This is a genomic window from Kribbella deserti (genome assembly GCF_042434725.1).
GTDB lineage: Bacteria > Actinomycetota > Actinomycetes > Propionibacteriales > Kribbellaceae > Kribbella > Kribbella deserti.
The window spans coordinates 1-20,840 of the sequence record NZ_JBHLTC010000035.1; the positions used below are offsets into that span (position 1 = coordinate 1).

The window sequence follows — 20,840 nt, forward strand, 5'->3', positions numbered from 1 at the left end:
CGAAACGACCGATCAGTCGTTCACACATAACCGAGGGTGCACCAAACCCGGGGCGGTTCAGTCGCATTTTGGGTCCGACCGTCGGGTGGTGGCGGGCCCGGGGCTGAGGGGTAGGGGGCGTGGGGGGCGTGGGGGAGCTAGCGGAGGGGGTGGAAGAAGGTGCGGATGTCGGTGGTTAGGAGGGTGGGGGCTTCCAGGGCGGCGAAGTGGCCGCCGATGGGGTATTCGGACCAGTGCACGATGGTGTGGACGCGGTCCAGGATGTGGCGGATGGCTGGATCCGTGGGAAAGACGGCGATGCCGGTTGGGACTGGGGAACGTTTGGGCCTCTCGGCGGCCGTGAGGTGGTTCTCGTAGTAGAGGTTGGCCGAGGTGGCTCCGGTTTGCGTGAGCCAGTACAAGGTGACGTTCGCGAGTAGGTGGTCCAGGCCGACTGCTTCGTGGGGAAGGGCCTTGGCCGGGTCGGTCCACTCCCAGAACTTCTCGACGATCCAGGCGAGTTGACCAACAGGAGAGTCGTTAAGCCCGAAGCCGACCGTACGCGGCCGGGTGGACTGGACGTCGGCATAACCCGTACCAACCTCGCGAAGGCGTTCCGCGGCCTCTAGACGGGCTTGCTCGGCCGGCGTCAAGTGGTCGCGATCGCCCGGTTGTAGGTCGGGGAACGCCAGACCGCCGTTGATGTGTACGCCGACCACGCGGTCCGAGGCGATCCGCCCGAGCGCGGGTGAAACCACCGAGCCGGTGTCACCACCTTGCGCGCCGTACCGCTGATAACCGAGGCGGTCCATCAACGTCGCCCAGGCCCGGGCGATCCGCTCATGGCTCCAGCCCGGTTCGAGCGGAGTGGAGAAGCCGAAACCCGGTACGGACGGAATAACCAGGTGGAACGCGTCGGCCGGGTCGGCGCCGTACGAGCGTGGGTCGGACAGCGGCCCGATCACTTCCAGGAACTCCATGAACGACCCGGGCCAACCGTGCGTGAGGATCAACGGCAACGCGGTCGGCTCGGGCGAACGGACGTGCAGGTAGTGCACGGTCTGGCCGTCGATCCGGGTGACGAACTGCGGCAACCGATTGAGCCGGGCTTCCCAGGCACGCCAGTCGAACTCGAGCCACGCGGCAACCATCTCCCGCAAGTACTCGACGGGAACGCCCCGCCGCCAACCATCCGAGGCCAAGCCCGAACCCGAAGCCGGATCGACTGGAAGGCCTGTGGGCCAGCGGGTACGGCGTAGACGCTCGCGCAGATCGTCCAACGCGGCCTGCGGGATATTGATGCGGAACTCGGAGTTCGAGGGATCCACCTCAGCCTCCTGACGTAGGTCCAGTCGATTGGGATCGGCGGGCCGCGGCGACGACTGGATCCGTCTCGTCGTCGAACTCGCCGATCACCTCTTCCAGCAGGTCTTCCAGCGCCACGATGCCGGTCGTCGTACCGTCCGGCCCGGTGACCACGGCGAGCTGGCAGCGTTGCTCGCGCAGCAACCGGATCGCGCCCGCCACCGGCGTCGCACCCGGCAGGCGATACGCCGGCACCATCAACTCCCCAGCCTGTACGACGCCTGCCCCGGCTGCCGCGTCAACGGTGCCGTCCACGGCAACTCCGGAGGCGGCGCCCGGGAAGGTGGTCGCGCGAACGGCATCGCGTACATGTACGAACCCGCAGATCTCGCCGTCCGGCCGACTCACCGCCAGCCGCGAACGACCGGCACGACGGCTGGTCAGCTCGATCTCCCGCGCGGGCGCGTCCGCGGCGACCGCGGTGATCTGCCCGGCCGGGATCATCACCTGATCCACCGTCGTGTTCTGCAGCGCAAGCATCGCCGTCAGCAGCGCGTGCTCCGGTTCAGCCAGCGTGCCGTGCTCGCGGGAGGACTCGATCAGCATGCGCAGTTCCTCGGGGCCGTGCGCGTTGGCCAGTTCGTCCTGCGGCGTCACCTTGACCAGGCGCAGGCAGACGTTCGCGAGGGCGTTCAGCGCCAGCAGCACCGGCCGGAACACCCGCGTAAACGCCCGGAACGGAATCGCCAGCCGCAGTGCCGAGACCTCCGGATGACTGATCGCCCAGGACTTCGGCGCCATCTCGCCGACCACCACGTGGATCAGGCCGATGCCACCGACGGCCAGCAGGAACGCGATCACGTGCGCGGCGCCGGACGGAATACCGATCGCCTCGAAGGCCGGATCGAGCAGATGGGCGACGGCCGGTTCCGCCAGCGCGCCGAGGCCGAGCGTGCACAAGGTGATACCGAGCTGGGCGCCCGCCAGCATCAGCGACAGTTCGCTCGCCCCGGCGATCGCGGCCCGGGCCGACCGGCTACCTTCCGCGGCGGCCTGTTCCAGCCGGTGCCGCTTGGACGCGACCAGGGCGAACTCGGCCGCGACAAAAAACGCGTTCAGCGCCAGCAGGCCGATCGAGATCAGCAACGCGATCGGCGTACTCATCGCTGCTCCAACCGGACCAGGTACGGCACGTGCCGGCGGACCTCGTCCACGCGCAGCAACGCCCGGCCCTGGGGAATTTGATTGCCCGAGTCATCGAATGCCGGCGCGAGCTGAACCGCCAGCTGGTCACCCGCCGCGGGCACCCGGCCGAGGTAGAACATCACCAGCCCGGACACCGTCTCGTAGTCGTCGTGATCGGGCAAGGTCACTCCGGTCGCCTCGGCCACCTCGTCCAGACGCCAACGGCCCGGCAACGTCCACGAACCATCGGGCCCTTGCACGGCACCCTGCGCGGGCAGATCGTCCTCGTCCGCGATCTCACCGACTAGTTCCTCCGCGATGTCCTCGAGTGAGACCACCCCGGCGAACCCGCCGAACTCGTCGATCACCGTGGCCAGCTGACGGTGTTCGGTCCGCAGCCGTTCCAGTACGGCGGGTACCGGCAAGGTGGTCGGTACCAGCAGCGGTGGCGTCAGCAGGGTGCGGATCTTGGTGTTGCCTCGGGCAACGGGTTCGACGTCGACCACATCGCTGATGGCGATCGTGCCGAGGACCTCGTCGACGGATTCGCCCAGTACCGGGAAGCGGCTGTGCCCGGTGTCGAGCAGTTCCACCACCCGGGTGATCGGGTCGTCGGCCAGTACGGTGACAAGGTCCACCCGCGGCACCATCACCTCACCGGCCGTGCGGTTCCGGAAGTCCAGGCCATGATCGAGCAGCCGGGTGGTATCCGCGTCCAGCAGGCCCTCGGCGTACGACGAGGCGAAGATCCGGTCGAGGTCCTGGGCGGTCGCGCCCTGCGGCAACTCCTCGACCGGCTCGATCCCGACCCGGCGTAGCAACCGGTTGGAGAGCGCGTCGAAGATCCGGATCACCGGGCCTGCCAGCAGCAGATAGATGAGCGTGGTTCGGGACAGCGCGCGAGCCAGTGCCTCCGGCCGGGCGATGGCCAGGTTCTTCGGGGCGAGTTCGCCGAGCACCATCTGGATGACCGTCGCGATCAGTAGTGCCGCGGCAACCGAGATGGACAGGCTGACCGCCTCGGGCAAACCCGCCAGCCCGAGCAGTTCCGCCAGACCCCGGCCGAGAAAGGGCTCGGCGACGTACCCGGCGAGCAGGGCGGTGACGGTGATGCCGAGTTGCGCGCCGGACAGTACGAACGAAAGCCGCCCGGTCACCCGCAGGGCCCGCTCGGCGGCGGTGTCACCTTCTTCGGCGAGGGCGCGCAGGCGGTCGCGGTCCACGGCGACGTAGGCGAATTCCTGCGCCACGAAATACCCCGTGGTGATGGTGAGCGCGATGATCAGGGCGAGGCCGACACCGATCAGCACCAGACCACGACTCCGCGGGCTTTGCCGCCCTCCGGCGAACCACCAGACATGCCCGCGACAGTAACACCGGCACGGCGTCTCGCCCGGGCATTACCCGCAGGGTCGGCACACCCGGCCCGGCATCCGCCTGCGTCAGCGTCAGGATCGGAGGCGGATCAGCTGACGCGGTCGCGGCGTACCAGCGCCGCGTCGATCCACTCCAGGTGGCCGTGGTGCTCGAGCAGGACCTGGCGAACGGCGCCGCTGGTGGACGTCCTTCGCACCGCCACTGCCTCGGCCGCCACCCAGCGGCCGCACAGTAACGCCTGCACCGGCACCGGCCGGTACTTCTCGGTCATCGTCATCGCGATCCGATTCGATCCGTGCGACGTGGCGCAACGGCGCCCGGCTGGCCTCTCAACCGGTTCCAATCTAGCCCTCCGGCGCCGGTTCGGCCAGCGGCCGCCAGACCGCATATCGGTCACCCGTAGGGGGTACCAGGGCTGCACCCGAAATGGTCGGGTTCCCAGAGGAGTGAGCAAGATGGCGAATACGAGGGCACAAGGCCGGATCACGGCCCCGGTACAGAAGGCCGCCCTGGTGGTGGCCGCGACGTTCCTGCTGGTCGGTGTGCTGGGCTTCGTGCCGGGCATCACCACCGATTTCGACACGATGTCCTTCGCGGGGCATCATTCCGACGCGATGCTGCTGGGCATCTTCCAGGTCTCGGTGCTGCACAACCTGGTGCATCTGCTGTTCGGCGCGGTCGGCCTCGCGATGGCGAGATCGGCTCTCGGCGCTCGCAACTACCTGATCGGCGGCGGGCTGATCTACCTGCTGCTGTGGGTTTACGGGCTCGTGATCGACGAGACGAGTTCGGCGAACTTCGTGCCGCTGAACAACGCCGACGACTGGCTGCACCTGGCGCTCGGCGTCGCCATGATCGGCCTCGGCGTCGCGCTCGGCCGGAGTCTCACCACGACCGGTACGGCGACGCCCCGCTGACCGGACACCGTCTGATTGGTATCGGCACCTTCGGGTACGTGAGGCGAACCCGGCCAGTGGCCCAACCCCGCTGCCATCCGGCCGGACCGGCTTTGAGGATGCGTCATGTCCACGCCACTCGCTTCCCGACCCGCCACGTCACGCCCGCCGACCCAGGCCGCCCGTGACCGGATCGCCACCCAGACGGAAAAACTGCTGCGAGCCGCCGACGGCTGCCCAGAACCCCGCCGAGGAGAACTGCTCGACGAGGTGATCGTGCTGAACACCCCGATGGCCAGAACGCTGGCCTCGAGGTACGACGGCCGCGGGGTCGAGGGAGACGACCTGACCCAGGTCGCCTTCCTCGGCCTGATCAAGGCCGCCCATCGCTACCGCCCCGCTCCCGGCACGGACTTCCGGTCCTATGCCATTCCGACGATTCGTGGTGAGTTGAAGCGGCACTTCCGCGACAACGCCTGGACGGTCCGGCCGCCGCGCCGGGTTCAGGACGCGCAGGCCACGATCAACACAGCGGAAGGCCGGTTCGTCGCCCGCCGGCACCGCTGGCCGACACCCGCCGAACTCGCGGCAGAAAGCGGACTACCGCTCGACGACGTGATGGACGCTCAGTCAGCGCAGAGCTGTTTCCAGCCGCTGTCGCTGGATGCGCCGGTGACCGGGGGCGCCACCACTCAGCTCGGCAGCTTCGTGGCCGATCCGAGTGAGCCTTACGAGTTGATCGATCAAGTCGAGTCGCTGCGGCCCGCCCTGCAGGGGCTGTCGGCCCGGGACCGGTTGATTCTGCGGCGCCGGTTCATCGAATACCGGACCCAGGCCGAGATCGCGACCGAGATCGGTGTCAGTCAGATGCAGGTTTCCCGCTTGCTGAGCAGGATTCTTTCGCAATTACGTACCACTCTCGACGCTGCATAAGTTCTGCCGCGACGCCTCGACAGGTGGCGTGGTGCGAACTACCGTTGGTGGAGCCGGTTCAGAGATGTAGCCGTTCCACTGACGGCTTGGAGTCAGAACCTTGAACCCGAGGGACCCGGCACGAAACGCCCAGACGCCCGCGAGGTTCGACCGCGTGGTGACCCGCGGTCCTGGGCTCGATGTCATCTTCGACTTCTCGCCCGCCCTGATGATCGGGCGGCTCTCGGGCCATCTGCGTGGCCGTACCCGTTCCTATCTGCGCGATTGCTTTCGCAGTGCCGTCGGCCAACGGCCCGAGCGATTTGTTGTCGACGCGACCGGCTTGGTGACCTGTGACGCCGGCGGCCTGGCAGCTCTCAGCGGCGCACTCCAGTTCACCAGTACGCATCGCCCGGCCATGGCCGTCGCAGGCCTGAATCCGGTCTACCGGCGCATGCTCGGCCTGGTTCGCGCGGACCAGAAGGAACAGCTCCTCACTTGCGCGACGTTGTCCGAGGCGATCCGCCAGGTTCTCGCCGATCCGCCACCGGATGTCGCCGAGCCCGACGTACTGCTGGCCGAGGTGCGCAATCTGCACCGGGGCATGCTCACCCGGAGCTCGATCGAACAGGCCAAAGGCGCTCTGATGGTTGTCTACGGCATCGATCCGGACGCCGCCTTCGCGATGTTGTCCTGGTACTCCCGTAACGGCAATCTGCCGCTGCACGATCTTGCCGCCAAGCTGCTGGTGACACTGCGCGAACAGCCCGCCGGCAATCTCAGCATGGTCCGGATGGACGCATTGCTGGCGGACCTGGCGCACCGCCCGCCAGTAGCAACGGACGGTACGCCGGAGCCCTCGGCCGGCTGACCCTCTCGGGCCGGCCGGCCTGCGAGCGTTAGCGTTGACTAGCTGCCGGGACCGGCCTGACGGACGTTGCCCGCCGCGTCGCGGCTTTCCTCGGCCATCGACTGCGCGGCCTGCTTGCCTTCGTCACTGACGGTTCCCGCCGCGTCCCGGGCGGTTTCCTTGACGTGCTGAGCGGCCTCCTGGACCGGCTCGGCCATCTCGGACTTCATCTCCTGGGCAAGGCCGGCGGCCTCTTCCTTGATCGGCTCCTTCACCTTGGCGGCGAGCTGTTCCTCGCGCTCAGAGGCCGGCACCAGCGATGACAGCAGCCAACCAGCGGCGAACGCTATCGCTCCGGCCGCCAACGGTGAACCCTGAGTCTGGCGACGTGCCACCTCGGGCGCGCTCTGGATCGCCGAACCGACGCTTTGTCCCGCGCCGGCGACAGTCGAACCGACGGAATGTCCGGCATCAGAGACGGATGACATGGCCGAGCCGGTGCCGTCGCCGACCGACGACGCCGCGCCCATCACCCGCTCGCGGGCCCGGCTGACCACACCACGGGCCGCTTGGGTCCGTCGATGCATGATCTGGCTCGGGCTCATCTTGTCGCTCAGCGCGTCGACGTCCCGCCCGACCTCATGACGGGTCCGCTCGATATCGCGCCTCAGTTGTTCCGTGCTGTCAGCCACTTCGCATCCTCCTTGATCGAGTCGACCGCCTGTTCGGGCATCGGATCCACCTGCTTGAGCCGCTGCCGGCCGGCCTGGAACAGCACCGCCGCGGCGATACCCCAGATGGCCGTGACGATCAGCGCCGCCCAGGCCAGGTGCATGACCTCACCAAGTGCCCACATCACGGTGAGCGAGGCGAACAGCCCGAGCATCCAGCCCGCGAAGCCGGCGCCGCCGAGCATTCCCGCGGCCTTACCGGCCTTCTTGGCCTCTTCCTGGACCTCCGCCTTGGCCAGCGCGAGTTCCTTGCGAGTCAGCTCGCTGAGGTCCGTGGTCAGCTTCGAGACCAGTTCGCCCATGGACTGATCCACCGACGGCGGCGTCGATTCGGGTACTCCGGTCATCTCCACTCACCGCCCCGGCTGCGAACCCGGGCCGGGCAACGTGTCCCCGTCGGTGCCGTAGCCCGGATCAAGCGTGGGATCCGGTACGGGCGACGGGCTGACCGGCGGCGCCATCGCTCCAGGCGCGGGCGGGGGTCCACCCATCGGCTCACTCAGCCCGGCGCCACCTTGCTGGTACTGACCACCTTGCTGGTACTGGCCGCCGCCTTGCTGGTACTGGCCTTGCTGGTATTGACCGCCGCCTTGGTCGTACTGGCCGCCGGTCTGCTGATACGAGCCGGCGCTTTGCTGGTCCTGCCCAGTGGCCTGCTGGTACGGGCCGCCGCTTTGCTGGGACTGTCCGTTCTGCTGATGCCGGCGATCGGCCATCAGGCCCTTGGTCAGGCGTCCGGCGGCCATACCGGCCACGGCCGCTCCGAGCAGGAAGACACCGGGCTTGCGGCGAGCGAAGTCGCGGCATTCGTCCAGTACCTGCCCTGGTTCACGATCGGCCAGGAACTGCGCGGCCTGATCGGTGAACTGCGAACCCTGCCGGGCCAACTGGGTGACCCAGCCGGACTCGCCTTCGTGCTGCGCCATGCTGCGCAGTTCCGAACTGATCGACCGCAGTCCGTCGGCAAGGCGATCGCGTTGCTCGACGGCCTGGGTCTGTAGCTGCTCGCGGGTCTGCGAGGCGAGCCGGGCGGTCTGCTCCCGGACATCGCTCGCGACCTCTCCAACCTGTTCCTTGGCGGTACCGGCCACCTGGCCGGTCTTCTCCGCCGCGGACTCTTTCAGGTGTCCGGCCTCGTCGCGTGCAGCACCGGTGAGCCCGTTCCCGTCCGAGGTCTGCTGCCCGGCGGCCGAAGCGGGCCATTCGTTCGTGGTGGGCGTCATCAGACGTCTCCTTCCAGCGAGTTGAGATGTTGAGGTAACCCCCGCAAGGCCTCTCGAAACTCACTGAACCGCCGAACTTCAAAGCAGTTGCTTACTGGGCCTGCCCGGGCGGCTGCTTGCCCGGCTTGCCAGGACGGCGACGGAAAGCCAGGAAGGAACCGATGACGATCGCCACCAGGCCGGCCAGAATGATGAAGAGCAGCGGCGTACGGCTGTTGTCCTGGGCATCGGCGTCCCGGTCGCCCGGTCCGTCGATCGGGGTCGCGGTCGCGGTCGGCGTCGGATCGGCCTGCGCCGCATTGGGCACCACAGAGCCGGCTCGGGCCGCTCCAGCCGCGCTATCACCACTGTCGGCCTGCACGCTGTGAGACCGTACGTCGCCCCGGGCGTCGTCGGCTCGCGCGGCGCCGTCGGTGCGTGCGTTGTCGGCATTGGCGGCGCGGACGGCGTTGACCGTGCGCGCGGCTTTGCTGCCGTCGGCCGCGACGGCTGTCACCGCGGTCGCCAGCGGTACCGCGGCCAGCAGCAGCGCGAGAAGCACGACCGCCACCGGGCGGCCCGGACGAGTTCGGTGCGCAGAGTTCTTCACCGTGCTCCGGTGCCCGCGGCGGGTACGGTCAAAACCAGCGGCGGAACGAACCGGCCACTTAACAAAAGCCGGCCGCCGGAAACCCGGCGGCCGGAGTATTTTCAGTTGGAGCGACGATCGGCCTTGTCCTGCACCGGGGCCGTCCCCGCACCTGCATTCGCCGTCGCGGTCTGACGAGGCCGGATAGTCGGGCAGACCGGGCCCCGGCGGACCGGTCCACCGCCAAGCCTTCGGCTCTTCCACTGGCGTTCGTCGTAGTCGTAGTAGGTGTCAACCTCGTTGTGCGCCATGACCCCATGTCCCTTTCGTCCGGCCCCACACTGGCTTCCGAAAGTGGCCACTCCGCCCCTCAGGAAGAGTCGGCCGGTACCCACTTCACCTTGTGGACATGCGGGAAAACCAGCGTTCTTCACAATCCGTCCGATGGAATTCACTGCGCCGTAATGCGGGTAATCGCTTGCCCAGAAGGGCGGCCGACGTTGTCAACCGCTGGATCGGTGGTGCTCAGACCCGGACCACGGCAACACAATGGCCAGGCAGGTGGACCGATTCGGCCTCCAGCACGGCCGGCCCGAAGGCAACCTCGATCGCCCGCGGATGCGTATCCACCGGCACCGACCGGGTTTCGGTGCCGAGGTTGACCACCACTCGGAGGTTGCCCCGGGCAACGACGGACCAGGCGCCGTCGGCATCGTGCTGCACCTGTACGGCGCTCAGCCGGTCGTCGGTCAGGTCGGGCTCGCTCCGGCGCAGCGCGATCAGATCGCGGTACCAGGACAGCAGGTGGTTGTGCGGCGCGGTCGCGAGCTCGGTCCAGTCGAGCACCGAGGCCTCGCGCGTGGCCGGGTCCTGCGGGTCCGGAATGTCCTCGGCGTTCCAGCCGTGCGACGCGAACTCCCGGCGCCGCCCGTCCCGCACCGCCTCGGCCAGAGCCGGTTCGTCGTGATCGGTGAAGTAGCGCCACGGCGTGGAGGCGGCCCATTCCTCGCCCATGAAGATCATCGGCGTGAACGGGCCGGTCAAGACAAAGGTGGCCGCGATCGCCAACTGGCCTTCGGTCAAGGGCAGCCGGTCGCCCAGCGCGCGGTTGCCAACCTGATCGTGGTTCGAGGCGTAGGCGAGGAACGAGTGGCCGCGATGCCGTTCCGGGTCCACCGGCCGCCCCCAGTCCTTGCCGCGGAACGACGAGTAGCCGCCGTCGTGCAGGAAGACCCGGGTCAGCGTCTTCGCCAGCACCTCCGGCGAGCCGAAATCGCCGTAGTAGCCGGATCGATCGCCGGTCAGCAGCGTGCGCAACGAATGGTGGAAGTCGTCGCTCCACTGGGCGGTCATCCCGAGGCCACCCTGGTCGACGGGCTCGATCATGCGCGGATCGTTGAGGTCCGACTCCGCGATCAGCCCGAGCGGACGCCCCAATTGCCCGGCCAGTTCCGCCGTACGGTCGGAGAGCTCGGCCAGCAAATGCCGTGGGCTCTCGTCCACCAGCGCATGTACGGCGTCGAGCCGGAGCGCGTCCAGGTGGAAGTCGCGGAACCACCTCAGAGCGTTGCCGATGATCCACTCGCGGACCTCGTCGCTGCCCTCGTCGTCGAGGTTCACCGCCGGGCCCCAGGGAGTGCTGTGGCGCTCGGTGAAGTACGGCCCGAAGCGGTCGAGGTAGTTCCCGCTGGGACCCAAGTGGTTGTAGACGACGTCCAGGCCCACCCCGAGGCCCAAGGCGTGACAGCGGTCCACGAACCGTTGGAGGGCGTCAGGACCGCCGTACGGCTCGTGAACGGCGTAGAGGTGCACACCGTCGTAACCCCAGCCGTGACGGCCTGAGAAGGCTGCGACGGGTAGAAGTGACACCACGTCGATACCGAGATCTACCAAGTACGGCAGGTGCTCTATGGCCGCGTCAAACGTTCCCTCGGCCGTGAACGTCCCCGGGTGCAATTCGTACAGCACCGAGCCTCGGACGTCCTTGCCCCGCCAATCCTGGTCGGACCAGCTGAAGCGGGCCGAGTTGTGTACACGGCTCCACCCGTGCACGCCGGCCGGCTGCCAGGCACTACGAGGATCAGGCGTTGGTTCACCGCCATCCACCTTGAACGCGTAGTCCGTGCCATGGCCGGCCTCAGCCACCTCAAGGGACCACCAGCCATTCTCGGCGGCTTGCATGGGCCGATCGCCTTCACGCAGGACAAGTTCCACCTGCTTAGCCGTAGGCGCCCAAACGGTGAACGTGTGCATGTCAGCTCCTAGCGAGAAGCGCCACGGGCAAGTCGTCCAGCAGGTCGTGCAGCCGGGTAGACCCGCCGTTGAAGGTTCGTCCGGTCAGAACGTCCGTCCAGTGCCCATCCGGCAGTACGACGGTGTGGTCGCCCCAACCGCCTAGGTGGTACAGCCGGGCGCGTAGCCGGGTAGCGACCGTGACAACCTCTGGAGCTCCACCACGGCTTCCACGGCCGAAGGCGATGGCATGCCCGCTGGAAGTCGGTAAAGCCGCGTAGGCCCCGGCGAAGGCCTCCGGCAGCTGCCTCCGCAGTCGGAGGGCTCGAGACGTCACGAGCAGCTTCTCGTCGGCAAGCCCAGAAGGCTTCACCCCGGCGTCCAGCCGGGCCAACCGGTCCGACCGCAGCTTGTAGTCCACGGGACGGCGGTTGTCCGGATCCACCAGCGACAGGTCGAGCAGCTCCGAGCCTTGGTAGACGTCTGGCACACCCGGCATCGTGAGCTGGATCAGCTTCTGTCCGAGTACGTTGCACCGGACCACCTCCGCCTGCGCATGGCTGAACCGCCGGACCGCGTCGAGCACGTCGGCGTCCGCCACCACGGCCCGGGCGAACGACTCGACCGCCTCTTCGTACTCGGCATTCGGCGACGTCCAGCTGGTGTGCCGTTTGGCCTCGCGAATCGCCTTCTCTAGATACCCACACAGACGATCCGCCTCGATCGGTCCGTCGTGCCAGGTACCGAAAAGCGTCTGCCAGATCAGGTACTCAGTGGTGCCGTCGATCAGCGGATCCCGATGCGCAACGGCAAGCTCGCGCCATGAACGCACCGCGTCGGCCCACGCCACCGGCACCTCGGCCAGTACGGCGAGACGTGCCCGCACGTCCTCCGAGCGCTTGGTGTCGTGCGTGGACAAGGTGGTCATCGTGTTCGGCCAGTGCGCGACCAGCCGAGCGGCGTACACGTGGAACTCCTCGGGCGAGACGCCGAAGTGGTCCGGATCGCCGCCAACCTCGTTCAGCCCCGCCAACCGGAACCAGCGGTAGAACGAGGTGTCCTCGACGCCCTTCGCCATCACCGGTCCACACGTCTGCTGGAACCGGATGATCAACTCGTGCCGGGCGTCCTCGTCGATCCTCGCCGCGGTTCCAGCCTCCCGGCCGAGCAGAAGATCCCGAACCAGGTCCAGCGTCTCGTGCCGGTCTTCGTCCAGTCGGCCACGTGCAACCTCTACGGCATGTTCCATCGCCTGCACGGACTCGTACGACGGCTGCTCCCCGGGAACGACGTACGCCCGGTAGCGGTCGAAGGCTACGAGTAGTTCCGTCACGACCTCGTGGAAGGCCCGACGGGTGTGGTCCCGCAGCCGTACGTCGTCCTGGCAGATCCGGGCCAGGAGCTCAACCAGCCGGTGGACCTCCGCGTACTGCCCGTCGTCGACAACCTCGCGTTTAGCCTGCTCGATCACTGTCGCGAAGTCGGCCGGGCCTTCCGTCAGTTCGTTGTTCAGGTTCGACAGCGGCGCCGCCCCGGCCGGATCGACGAACAGCCCGCAGATCCGCAGGAGCGCGTCGTACCCGGTGGTACCGGCGCAGGGCCAGTCGTTCGGTAGTTCCTCGTCACCTTCGAGGATCTTCTCCACCACGACCCAGGCGCCACCGGTCTCTTCGGCCAGCCTGCGCAGGTATCCCCGGGGATCGGCCAGACCGTCCGGGTGGTCGATCCGCAAGCCGGTAAGACGGCCTTCGGCAAGTAAACGCAGGAACAACCCGTGGGTGGCGTCGAAGACCGTCGGGTTCTCCACCCGGATGGCGGCGAGCGTGTCCACGTCGAAGAAGCGCCGGTAGTTCAGTTCCTCGTCGGCGACCTTCCAGTGCGCCAGGCGATACCACTGGCTACCTACGAGTTCCGCCAGCGGCAACGTCTCCGTCCCAGGCTTCAACGGGAACTCGTGCTCGTAGTAACGCAGGACGGGCTCGTCGCCGGAGGTGTCCACCTCGATCTCTCCGGCGGTCAGTACCTGGCCGATGCGCTGCCCGAGAACCGCCATCAACAACGGCTGATCCCCCGCGCCCCAGTCCACGTCGAACCACTCGGCGAACGGCGAACCCGGTCCATCCCGCAGTACCGACCAGAGCGCCTTGTTGAGCCGCGCAGGCGTCGGGACGCTCATGTGGTTCGGAACCACGTCAGCGATCGCACCCATCTCCTGCTCGGTCAGTCGCGTTGAAAGCCTCGCGAACGCCTCGGCGCCACCGGCCGCCCGGGACAGCTGCTCGTGATCCACCACGTCGTACCCATGGGTGGAGCCCGGAGCCGCCTGCAGGATCGGTGAGAGGTACAGGTGCGATACGCCGAGGCGATCGAGGTACTCCACGATGGCCGCCGCATCGTCGAAGCCGAACTCGGCCCGCAACTGCAGGCGGTACGTCGAAAGCGGAGTGGTTCTCATCGGCGGGCGTGCGGCCGGGTCAGCACCACGATGCCGCGCGACTCGACCTTGACGGTGCTACCGGCCGCGTGATCGACCTCGCCGTCAGTGCCGTCCGCCGTGGAGGTGTCGACCACCACGCGCCAGGTCTCGCCGTACGGCTCGGGCGGCAGCACGAAGTCGAGCGGCTCGTGGAAGCTGTTGAACAGCACCATGAACGAGTCGTCCACCACTGGTCCACCACGCGGGTCCGGCTCGGAGATCGCTTCACCGTTGAGGAACACCGCGACCGCACGGCCGTGGTCCTGCTCCCAGTTGACCGGCTCCATCTCCTTGCCGTCCGGGGTGAACCACGCCAGGTCGCCGAGTTCGCTGTTGCGGGTGTCGCCGCGGAAGAACCGGCGCCGGCGCAACACCGGGTGCTTGCGGCGCAGCTCGACCAGCCGCCGGGTGAACTCGAGCAGGTCCTGCTGGGACTGGTCCAGCTCCCAGTTGACCCACGCCAGTTCGCTGTCTTGGCAGTAGACGTTGTTGTTGCCCTGCTGCGTGCGGCCGATCTCGTCGCCATGCGCGATCATCGGCACGCCCTGCGACACCAGCAAGGTGGTGAGCAGATTGCGCTGCTGCCGCGCCCGCAACGCGAGCACCTCCGGGTCGTCGGTTTCGCCTTCGACACCGCAGTTCCAGGACCGGTTGTGGCTCTCGCCGTCGTTGCCGTCCTCGCCGTTGGCCTCGTTGTGCTTTTCGTTGTACGACACGAGATCGCGCATGGTGAAGCCGTCGTGGGCGGTGACGAAGTTGATGCTCGCGATCGGGCGGCGGCCGTCGTCCTTGTAGAGATCGGACGAACCCGTCAGCCGGCTGCCGAACTCGGCCAGCGTGGACGGCTCACCCCGCCAGAAGTCGCGCACGGTGTCGCGGTACTTGCCGTTCCACTCGGTCCACAGGGGCGGGAAGTTTCCCACCTGGTAGCCGCCGTCGCCGACATCCCACGGCTCGGCGATCAGCTTCACCTGGCTCACCACCGGGTCCTGCTGAACGAGATCGAAGAACGCCGACAGCCGGTCGACCTCGTGGAACTGGCGCGCCAAGGTGGCGGCGAGATCGAAGCGGAAACCGTCCACGTGCATCTCGGAAACCCAGTACCGCAAGGAGTCCATGATCAGCTGCAGCACGTGCGGGCTGCGCATCAGCAGACTGTTCCCGGTGCCGGTGGTGTCGTAGTAGTGCGACTTGTCCGAGTCCACCAGGCGGTAGTACGCCGCGTTGTCGATGCCCTTGAACGACAGCGTCGGGCCGAGTTCGTTGCCTTCGGCCGTGTGGTTGTAGACGACATCGAGAATCACCTCGATACCGGCGGCGTGCAGCGCCCGCACCATCGTCTTGAACTCGGTCACCTGCTGACCGCGATCGCCCGTGGACGAGTACGCGTTGTGCGGCGCGAAGAAACCGATCGTGTTGTAGCCCCAGTAGTTCGTGAGGCCCTTCTGCTGCAGGTGGCCGTCCTGCGCGAACTGGTGCACCGGCATCAGCTCGATCGCCGTCACACCGAGCTGGACCAGGTGTTCGATGATGGCCGGATGCCCGATACCGGCATAGGTACCGCGGATCTCGTCCGGCAGCTCGGGATGGGTCTTGGTCAGGCCCTTCACGTGCGCCTCGTAGATCACCGTCTCGTGGTACGGACGATGCGGCGGACGGTCGTTACCCCAGTCGAAGAACGGATTCGTGACCACCGAGTGCATGGTGTGACTCACGTTGTCCGCGCCGTTCAGCTTGCCCGGATCGTCGAAGGAGTAGCTGAACAACGACTCGTCGCCGTCGACCTGGCCTTCGATGGCCCGCGCGTACGGATCGAGCAGCAGCTTGCTGGCGTCGCAGCGATGTCCTTCCGCCGGCGCGTACGGACCGTGTACGCGATAGCCGTAACGCTGCCCCGGTTGTACCGAGGGCAGGTAACAATGCCACACGAAACCGTCGACCTCGGTGAGTTCGATCCGGGTCTCGGTGTAGTCGTCGTCGAGCAGGCATAGCTCGACCTTGTCGGCGACCTCCGAGAAAACCGCGAAGTTGGTGCCGGAGCCGTCGTAAGTGGCACCGAGCGGATAAGCGCGTCCTGGCCATTTCTGCACGGGACACCCTAACCAGCCGGGTGCCCCGTCACGAAGCACCTCGGTGGCCGCGACCTGGCCGGGCGCGGCGGTCACGGCAGGGCCGGCCGCATGGGGAACAGACATCTGGGTACCGGATTTCCTTGAGCGGAAGGAGTTCTGCCATGAGTACAGTGCCGATCAACCCGATCCCGGGGCCCGATGAGGACCCGGATCTGGCGAAGCCGGACGTGACCACGCCCGGCCGAGACGATCCGATGACCGTGCCGGCACCGGAACCGGAGCCCGACAGCGATCCGAACGAACAGTTGCCGCACTTCCCCGACTAGGACCGATCCCGACTAGGACCGATCACCACGGCACGTAGCCGGACATCCCAGGGGGAACCAGTCTCGGGGTGGAGGCGAAGGGCCGGTGGTTCCCGTCAACGGACAGGAACCACCGGCCCAGGGATCAAGCTGCCGTCGGCATCGAGATCTTTTCGCGCAGTTCATCAAGAATTCGCCGCAGCAGGCGGGAGACCTGCATCTGGCTGACGCCGATCTCGCGACCGATGTCCTCCTGGGTCCGGCTGTCGATGAACCTCAGTTCGAGGATCTGCCGGTCCCGCTCGGGCAGTTGCTCGATCAGCGGCCGAAGCACGGTGATCGTCTCGGCGTGTTCGAAGGAGTCGTCCCGGGCCGGCACGGTGTCGGCGAGAGTCTTGGTGGACTCCTCGTCGTCATCGAGCGGGCGGTCCAGTGAAAGCACGGAGAAGCAGCCAACCGCGGCGACCGCGCCCTCCACTTCTTCGACTCCAGCATCGAGCTGTGCGGCCAGTTCCGGCACGGACGGCTCGCGGTGCAATTCCTGCACCAGTTGGGGTTCCACGGCGGCGATAGCGCCCTGGAGTTCCTGCAGCCGGCGCGGGATTCGCACGGTCCACGAACAGTCGCGGAAGTACCGCTTGATCTCGCCCCGGATGGTGGGCACGGCGAACGCGGGGAACGGAGTCCCCGTATCCGGATCGAACCCATGGGCCGCCTTGACCAGCCCTAGGTAGGCGACCTGCTCGATATCGTCCGACTCGACTCCACGGCCAGAGAACCGGGTGGCGATCGAATGGGCGATCTCGATGTTGAGCTCGACAGCCTCTTCGAGCAGCTTCTGCCGCTCGACCTCACTGTCGGAGAGCTTCCGGCGCTGTAGAAGCGAGTTAGTCTGCTCGTCGCGCCGGGCTTTGCGTGCCTGCTCGGCAGTCTGGGTACTGCGATCGGTGTTAACCATCTGAATGACCTCGCGACTTTGAGTCACGGCGTGGCACATGGCTGAACCACGGTCATTACCCTTGGGACAGACCTTAACCCGAAACGGTCGCGAACGCATCACGTGGGCCCGACAAGCTCGTCTACCCAGGGTTGCACCTCGATGTCGAAGAGTCCGGACACGATGGCCGGCGAGCCGGTTCCGAGGCCGGTTCCGAGGCCGGTTCCGAGGCCGAAGGAGGGCGATGGCGGCGCCGATCTTCGTGATCCAAAAGCATGACGCCCGGCGGCTGCACTACGACGTACGGCTAGAGGTCGACGGCGTACTGAAGTCGTGGGCGGTACCGCGCGGACCGTCAGCCGATCCGGCCCAGAAGCGGCTCGCCGTACCGACGGACGACCACGCCATGTCGTACGCCGAGTTCGAGGGCGTGATCGGTTCCGGGCGGTACGGCTCGGGCGCGGTGATCGTCTGGGACCTCGGCGTCTATCGCAACCTCACCCGCAAGGCCGGCGCCGAAGTACCGATGGCGACGGCCTTGGCCCACGGGCACGCGAAGTTCTGGCTGCAAGGCGTGAAACTCACCGGCGCCTGGGCCCTGACCCGGACCCGGACCAGCGCCAACGGCGACTGGCTGATGGTCAAAGTCCGCGACGACCACGCCGACCCGACCTGGACCCCCGCCGAAACCTCAGTCCTCTCCGGCCTGACCATCGAAGAAATCGCCCGCACCGCATAAACATAGACGCGCCCGGATCGAACCACGGCAGGTCGACCGGCCCGTTGGTCCAGACGCAACCACTCGCGAAGGTGGTTCCCGGACGGTCGGACGCGAAATGCGGAACCTCGGCACAGTTCATCGACGGTCGGACCCGGAATGCGGAACCTCGACACAAGTCATCGACGGTCGGACCCGGAATGCCGTATTCCGAGTCCGACCGAGGGTGGGCGGTTGTCCGGAAAGGCCCAGAGCCACCGCATTTCGCGTCCGACCGTCGGCAGGGGCGGGGGCCGGGAGGGCTGGGAGGCAGCGCATTTCGCGTCCGACCGTCGGTAGGGCGGTGGTCGGAAAGGCCCAGAAGCGCCGCATTTCGGGTCCGACCGTCGGGCAGTGGTGGGCGAGGTGAAGTTAGGCAACCGCATTTCGGGTCCGACCGTGGTGGGTGTGTGGTGGGGATGGGTGGGTACCGGCGTCGTATGGCATCAACCAGTCAGGTGACGGGAGAGACCATGACGACGCAGCATCGAACACCTCAGTCCACGGGCGACGAACCAGTTGGCGCCCTGGTGGGGCAGCTGAGTGCGGACGTGAGCCGGCTGGTTCGCGACGAACTGCAGCTGGCCAAGCTCGAGCTGAAGGAGAAGGGCAAGGAGGCCGGTATCGGCCTCGGGCTCTTCGGCGGCGCGGGCACGATCGCGCTGTACGGCCTGGGCGCGCTGATCACGGCGGGCATTCTCGGCCTGGCTCAGGCGGTACCTGCCTGGCTGTCGGCACTGATCGTGGCGGTGGTGCTTTTTGTCGTGGCGGTCGTCGCCGCGCTGCTGGGTAAGCGGCACGTCGCCGAGGCGGCTCCGCCGATGCCCGAGCACGCCGTCGAGGGCGTGCACTCCGACATCGAGGCCCTGAAGGGGCACCACGCCACCGGACCTCATCTCAACGAGAAGGCGAGCTCATGAGCACCCACAAGACCGTTTCGCCGCCTCCTCCGGCTACCGAGGAAGAGATCCGCGAGGATCTCGAGCAAACCCGGGAACGGCTTGCCACCACGGTGGAGCAGCTCGGCCGGCAGCTGAACGTGCCGCACCGCGTCAAGACGAGCGTTGCCCAGGCCGGCGACCGAGCCAAGCACGCTGCGATCGACGCGGGCGGTCGCGCGAAGCATGTCGCGATCGACGCGGGTGGCCGGGCCAAGCATGTTGCTTCCGGCGCAGGCGTCAAGGCCCGGACCGTCGCGATGGACACCAAGGAACGTGTCCGCCAGAACCCGAAGGTGGCCGCCGTCGGCGGTGCCGTCGTGGTCGGCGTGGGCGCGGGCGCTACCTGGCTGGCGAGGCGAGGCCGATGAGCAAAGCGGTCAAGGTCGCTTATCGTCCGTTCGGCCTGCTCTCGGGTATCGCCGGTGGTCTGGTCGCCGGCGCCGTGTTCAAGCAGGTCTGGCGCCGGATCAGCGACGAGGACGACGCTCCGACGGCCTTGCAGTCGGAATACCCCTGGCGTGAGGTGCTGCTGGCGGCCGCGCTGCAAGGAGCGGTGTACGCCGTCGTCAAGGCGGCGATCGACCGCGGTGGCGCGAAGGCCTTCCAGCGCTGGACCGGCGAATGGCCCGGCGACTGAGCCACAACCTCACCCGCAATCAATAACGATGGCCCCGGATCACTCCGGGGCCATCGTTCTGCGCTATCAATCAGGAGTTCAGCGCCGGACCGAGCTCCTTCTCGTAGAAGTCGAAGAAGCCGTCCATGTCCGGACCGGCGTTGATCAGCGCGAGGTGGTCGTACCCCGCGTCCGAGGACTGCTTGATCACCTCGAGATGCCGATCGAGATCCGGTCCACAGGCGAACTGCTCACGCAGGTGATCCGGCGTCACCTGTTTCGTGGCGGCGTCGAAGTTGCTCGGGTTCGGCAACTCGGCCTGGACCTTCCAGCCGGTGACACCGAACCGGAACAACTTGTGCGCCGATTCGGCCCCAGCCTGTTCGGTCGGGGCCCACGCCAGCGGCACTTCGGCGTACAACGGACCATTGCCGCCCGCCTGCCGATACGCGTCGATCAGATCGTCGCGCGGCTCGGTGACGAACATCGCGTCACCCAGTTCGCCGGCGATGCGCGCGGCCTTCGGGCCACCCGCGGCGACGGCGATACGCGGCAGCGGGTCAGGCAGGTCGAAGACCCGCGCGTCCTCCAACTGCAGGTGCTTGCCGTCGTACGAGTGATAGCCGCCGCTCCACAGCAACCGGATGATCTCCAGCGACTCGCGCAACATCTCGTGCCGTACGGCGACCGCGGGCCAGCCCTTGCCGACCACGTGCTCGTTGAGCCGTTCGCCCGCGCCGATGCCCAGCGTGAACCGGCCGTTCGCGAGCAGCGCGGTGGTCGCGGCGGCCTGCGCCACGATCGCCGGGTGGTAGCGAATGAACGGGCAGGTCACACCGGTCGCGAGCTCGATCCGCTCGGTCCGGGCGGCCGCCGCGGCCAGCATGGAGAACGCGAACCCCGAATGCTTGTGTTCCGGCACCCAGGGATGGAAGTGATCGCTGACCTCGACGAAGTCGAACCCGGCCTGCTCGGCCCGGACGGCCTGCTCGACGATCTCGGTCGGCGAGTAGGCCTCGGCGATCAGCTTGAAGCCGATTTTCACGGCACTTCACCCGCCAGCGGGTCGCCCTCCACCGGGTGTCCCTCGTCGATCAGGTCGTCCACCAGCAGTCCCGGCTCGTCCAGTACGGCGTTTTCGTTCTGGGCGTCCTGACTGTTCTGGCCGGGAAGCACGGTGTCACCCACGCCGGGCAGTGTGTTGTCCTCGACCCGGCTGTTGTCGTTGTTGCCGGGCAGTACGTTGGCGGCGCCTTCGCCGATCAGGTCGGTGTCGACCTCGGCCGGCCCTTCGGGAGGTTGGTTACCAGTAGTCATGCCGGTACTCCTTTCATCGGGCTGAACCTCGCCCGTACCCGGTGGCGGCGCAGGCCATTCGCCACCGCGGCTGCGGGGTTGGGAAGCGATTCGCCCGGTCGCGGGTAGGCGGCGGCTGGTGGGGTACTGGTGCCCGGTCCCGGGAGCGCGCCCGGCCGCTC

The 20,840-nt window shown here is 67.5% G+C and carries 23 protein-coding genes; 8 read left to right on the plus strand and 15 right to left on the minus strand.

The genetic code is table 11. From position 1 onward, the window contains the following. Nucleotides 1-137 precede the first annotated feature (137 nt). The 4 genes from ACFFGN_RS25610 to ACFFGN_RS25625 form a co-directional block, all read right to left on the minus strand. Nucleotides 138-1,307 carry an epoxide hydrolase family protein gene (locus ACFFGN_RS25610; RefSeq protein WP_380052314.1) on the minus strand — a complete coding sequence of 390 codons (1,170 nt, stop codon included), beginning with the start codon at nucleotides 1,305-1,307 and terminating at the stop codon, nucleotides 138-140. A 1-nt stretch (nucleotide 1,308) separates the two neighbouring features. After that, nucleotides 1,309-2,448: a hemolysin family protein gene (locus tag ACFFGN_RS25615; protein ID WP_380052316.1), complete on the minus strand. Its 1,140-nt coding sequence runs from the start codon at nucleotides 2,446-2,448 to the stop codon at nucleotides 1,309-1,311. Continuing rightward, nucleotides 2,445-3,779 carry a hemolysin family protein gene (locus ACFFGN_RS25620; protein ID WP_380052318.1) on the minus strand — a complete coding sequence of 445 codons (1,335 nt, stop codon included), beginning with the start codon at nucleotides 3,777-3,779 and terminating at the stop codon, nucleotides 2,445-2,447. Before ACFFGN_RS25620 ends, ACFFGN_RS25615 begins: the two co-directional genes overlap by 4 nt. A gap of 155 nt (nucleotides 3,780-3,934) precedes the next feature. After that, entirely contained in the window at nucleotides 3,935-4,123 is a 189-nt protein-coding gene (locus ACFFGN_RS25625) for a hypothetical protein (protein WP_380052320.1), read from the minus strand. Between the two features lie 178 nt (nucleotides 4,124-4,301). On the opposite strand from ACFFGN_RS25625, the gene ACFFGN_RS25630 reads away from it, so the two are divergent. From ACFFGN_RS25630 to ACFFGN_RS25640, 3 genes are all read left to right on the plus strand, one after another. Continuing rightward, the gene (locus tag ACFFGN_RS25630; RefSeq protein WP_380052322.1) at nucleotides 4,302-4,763 is read left to right on the plus strand and encodes a DUF4383 domain-containing protein; all 462 of its coding nucleotides are present in this window, start codon (nucleotides 4,302-4,304) and stop codon (nucleotides 4,761-4,763) included. A gap of 105 nt (nucleotides 4,764-4,868) precedes the next feature. Further along, entirely contained in the window at nucleotides 4,869-5,675 is an 807-nt protein-coding gene (locus ACFFGN_RS25635) for a sigma-70 family RNA polymerase sigma factor (RefSeq protein WP_380052324.1), read from the plus strand. A 154-nt stretch (nucleotides 5,676-5,829) separates the two neighbouring features. Continuing rightward, on the plus strand, nucleotides 5,830-6,525 hold the full coding sequence (locus ACFFGN_RS25640; protein WP_380052326.1) for an ANTAR domain-containing protein: 696 nt from the start codon (nucleotides 5,830-5,832) through the stop codon (nucleotides 6,523-6,525). Nucleotides 6,526-6,563: 38 nt separating this feature from the next. Here the strand turns inward: ACFFGN_RS25640 and ACFFGN_RS25645 are convergent, their stop codons facing one another. The 8 genes from ACFFGN_RS25645 to glgX form a co-directional block, all read right to left on the minus strand. Next, nucleotides 6,564-7,196, minus strand: coding sequence for a DUF3618 domain-containing protein (locus tag ACFFGN_RS25645; protein WP_380052328.1), 633 nt, complete (start codon nucleotides 7,194-7,196; stop codon nucleotides 6,564-6,566). Continuing rightward, nucleotides 7,172-7,582, minus strand: coding sequence for a phage holin family protein (locus ACFFGN_RS25650; protein WP_380052330.1), 411 nt, complete (start codon nucleotides 7,580-7,582; stop codon nucleotides 7,172-7,174). The genes ACFFGN_RS25645 and ACFFGN_RS25650 overlap by 25 nt, the downstream gene beginning before the upstream one ends. A gap of 6 nt (nucleotides 7,583-7,588) precedes the next feature. After that, nucleotides 7,589-8,458 (minus strand): hypothetical protein, encoded by an 870-nt coding sequence (locus ACFFGN_RS25655; protein ID WP_380052332.1) that lies wholly within the window; start codon nucleotides 8,456-8,458, stop codon nucleotides 7,589-7,591. A gap of 91 nt (nucleotides 8,459-8,549) precedes the next feature. Further along, nucleotides 8,550-9,047 carry a hypothetical protein gene (locus ACFFGN_RS25660; protein ID WP_380052334.1) on the minus strand — a complete coding sequence of 166 codons (498 nt, stop codon included), beginning with the start codon at nucleotides 9,045-9,047 and terminating at the stop codon, nucleotides 8,550-8,552. A 101-nt stretch (nucleotides 9,048-9,148) separates the two neighbouring features. Continuing rightward, on the minus strand, nucleotides 9,149-9,337 hold the full coding sequence (locus ACFFGN_RS25665; RefSeq protein ID WP_380052336.1) for a hypothetical protein: 189 nt from the start codon (nucleotides 9,335-9,337) through the stop codon (nucleotides 9,149-9,151). Between the two features lie 214 nt (nucleotides 9,338-9,551). Further along, entirely contained in the window at nucleotides 9,552-11,279 is a 1,728-nt protein-coding gene (treZ, locus tag ACFFGN_RS25670) for a malto-oligosyltrehalose trehalohydrolase (protein ID WP_380052338.1), read from the minus strand. A 1-nt stretch (nucleotide 11,280) separates the two neighbouring features. Continuing rightward, nucleotides 11,281-13,713, minus strand: coding sequence for a malto-oligosyltrehalose synthase (gene treY / locus ACFFGN_RS25675; protein ID WP_380052340.1), 2,433 nt, complete (start codon nucleotides 13,711-13,713; stop codon nucleotides 11,281-11,283). Then, complete coding sequence (gene glgX, locus ACFFGN_RS25680; RefSeq protein WP_380052756.1) at nucleotides 13,710-15,824, minus strand: glycogen debranching protein GlgX; 2,115 nt, start codon at nucleotides 15,822-15,824, stop codon at nucleotides 13,710-13,712. Before glgX ends, treY begins: the two co-directional genes overlap by 4 nt. Nucleotides 15,825-15,967: 143 nt before the next feature. On the opposite strand from glgX, the gene ACFFGN_RS25685 reads away from it, so the two are divergent. After that, entirely contained in the window at nucleotides 15,968-16,132 is a 165-nt protein-coding gene (locus ACFFGN_RS25685) for a hypothetical protein (RefSeq protein ID WP_380052342.1), read from the plus strand. A gap of 124 nt (nucleotides 16,133-16,256) precedes the next feature. On the opposite strand, the gene ACFFGN_RS25690 is transcribed toward ACFFGN_RS25685, so the two are convergent. Beyond that, the gene (locus ACFFGN_RS25690) at nucleotides 16,257-17,069 is read right to left on the minus strand and encodes a SigB/SigF/SigG family RNA polymerase sigma factor (protein ID WP_380052344.1); all 813 of its coding nucleotides are present in this window, start codon (nucleotides 17,067-17,069) and stop codon (nucleotides 16,257-16,259) included. A 223-nt stretch (nucleotides 17,070-17,292) separates the two neighbouring features. Here ACFFGN_RS25690 and ACFFGN_RS25695 point away from each other — a divergent pair, with 223 nt between their 5' ends. From ACFFGN_RS25695 to ACFFGN_RS25710, 4 genes are all read left to right on the plus strand, one after another. Next, entirely contained in the window at nucleotides 17,293-17,787 is a 495-nt protein-coding gene (locus ACFFGN_RS25695; protein WP_380052346.1) for a DNA polymerase ligase N-terminal domain-containing protein, read from the plus strand. Between the two features lie 491 nt (nucleotides 17,788-18,278). Further along, nucleotides 18,279-18,725 (plus strand): phage holin family protein, encoded by a 447-nt coding sequence (locus tag ACFFGN_RS25700; protein ID WP_380052348.1) that lies wholly within the window; start codon nucleotides 18,279-18,281, stop codon nucleotides 18,723-18,725. Continuing rightward, the gene (locus ACFFGN_RS25705) at nucleotides 18,722-19,114 is read left to right on the plus strand and encodes a DUF3618 domain-containing protein (RefSeq protein WP_380052350.1); all 393 of its coding nucleotides are present in this window, start codon (nucleotides 18,722-18,724) and stop codon (nucleotides 19,112-19,114) included. Before ACFFGN_RS25700 ends, ACFFGN_RS25705 begins: the two co-directional genes overlap by 4 nt. Beyond that, complete coding sequence (locus ACFFGN_RS25710) at nucleotides 19,111-19,383, plus strand: DUF4235 domain-containing protein (protein ID WP_380052352.1); 273 nt, start codon at nucleotides 19,111-19,113, stop codon at nucleotides 19,381-19,383. The genes ACFFGN_RS25705 and ACFFGN_RS25710 overlap by 4 nt, the downstream gene beginning before the upstream one ends. A gap of 70 nt (nucleotides 19,384-19,453) precedes the next feature. On the opposite strand, the gene ACFFGN_RS25715 is transcribed toward ACFFGN_RS25710, so the two are convergent. Further along, the gene (locus ACFFGN_RS25715) at nucleotides 19,454-20,407 is read right to left on the minus strand and encodes a TIGR03557 family F420-dependent LLM class oxidoreductase (RefSeq protein ID WP_380052354.1); all 954 of its coding nucleotides are present in this window, start codon (nucleotides 20,405-20,407) and stop codon (nucleotides 19,454-19,456) included. After that, nucleotides 20,404-20,679 (minus strand): hypothetical protein, encoded by a 276-nt coding sequence (locus tag ACFFGN_RS25720; RefSeq protein WP_380052356.1) that lies wholly within the window; start codon nucleotides 20,677-20,679, stop codon nucleotides 20,404-20,406. The genes ACFFGN_RS25715 and ACFFGN_RS25720 overlap by 4 nt, the downstream gene beginning before the upstream one ends. Nucleotides 20,680-20,840 lie beyond the last annotated feature (161 nt).

Excerpts from the sequence above, each read along its gene's own strand:
- ACFFGN_RS25710 (WP_380052352.1), top strand. The coding sequence starts at position 19,111 with ATGAGCAAAGCGGTCAAGGTCGCTTATCGTCCGTTCGGCCTGCTCTCG.
- ACFFGN_RS25630 (WP_380052322.1), top strand. The coding sequence starts at position 4,302 with ATGGCGAATACGAGGGCACAAGGCCGGATCACGGCCCCGGTACAGAAG.
- ACFFGN_RS25615 (WP_380052316.1), bottom strand. The coding sequence starts at position 2,448 with ATGAGTACGCCGATCGCGTTGCTGATCTCGATCGGCCTGCTGGCGCTG.
- ACFFGN_RS25655 (WP_380052332.1), bottom strand. The coding sequence starts at position 8,458 with ATGACGCCCACCACGAACGAATGGCCCGCTTCGGCCGCCGGGCAGCAG.
- ACFFGN_RS25695 (WP_380052346.1), top strand. The coding sequence starts at position 17,293 with ATGGCGGCGCCGATCTTCGTGATCCAAAAGCATGACGCCCGGCGGCTG.
- ACFFGN_RS25690 (WP_380052344.1), bottom strand. The coding sequence starts at position 17,069 with ATGGTTAACACCGATCGCAGTACCCAGACTGCCGAGCAGGCACGCAAA.
- ACFFGN_RS25635 (WP_380052324.1), top strand. The coding sequence starts at position 4,869 with ATGTCCACGCCACTCGCTTCCCGACCCGCCACGTCACGCCCGCCGACC.
- treZ (WP_380052338.1), bottom strand. The coding sequence starts at position 11,279 with ATGCACACGTTCACCGTTTGGGCGCCTACGGCTAAGCAGGTGGAACTT.
- ACFFGN_RS25685 (WP_380052342.1), top strand. The coding sequence starts at position 15,968 with ATGAGTACAGTGCCGATCAACCCGATCCCGGGGCCCGATGAGGACCCG.
- ACFFGN_RS25705 (WP_380052350.1), top strand. The coding sequence starts at position 18,722 with ATGAGCACCCACAAGACCGTTTCGCCGCCTCCTCCGGCTACCGAGGAA.
- ACFFGN_RS25700 (WP_380052348.1), top strand. The coding sequence starts at position 18,279 with ATGACGACGCAGCATCGAACACCTCAGTCCACGGGCGACGAACCAGTT.
- ACFFGN_RS25625 (WP_380052320.1), bottom strand. The coding sequence starts at position 4,123 with ATGACGATGACCGAGAAGTACCGGCCGGTGCCGGTGCAGGCGTTACTG.
- ACFFGN_RS25720 (WP_380052356.1), bottom strand. The coding sequence starts at position 20,679 with ATGACTACTGGTAACCAACCTCCCGAAGGGCCGGCCGAGGTCGACACC.
- ACFFGN_RS25665 (WP_380052336.1), bottom strand. The coding sequence starts at position 9,337 with ATGGCGCACAACGAGGTTGACACCTACTACGACTACGACGAACGCCAG.
- treY (WP_380052340.1), bottom strand. The coding sequence starts at position 13,713 with ATGAGAACCACTCCGCTTTCGACGTACCGCCTGCAGTTGCGGGCCGAG.
- ACFFGN_RS25650 (WP_380052330.1), bottom strand. The coding sequence starts at position 7,582 with ATGACCGGAGTACCCGAATCGACGCCGCCGTCGGTGGATCAGTCCATG.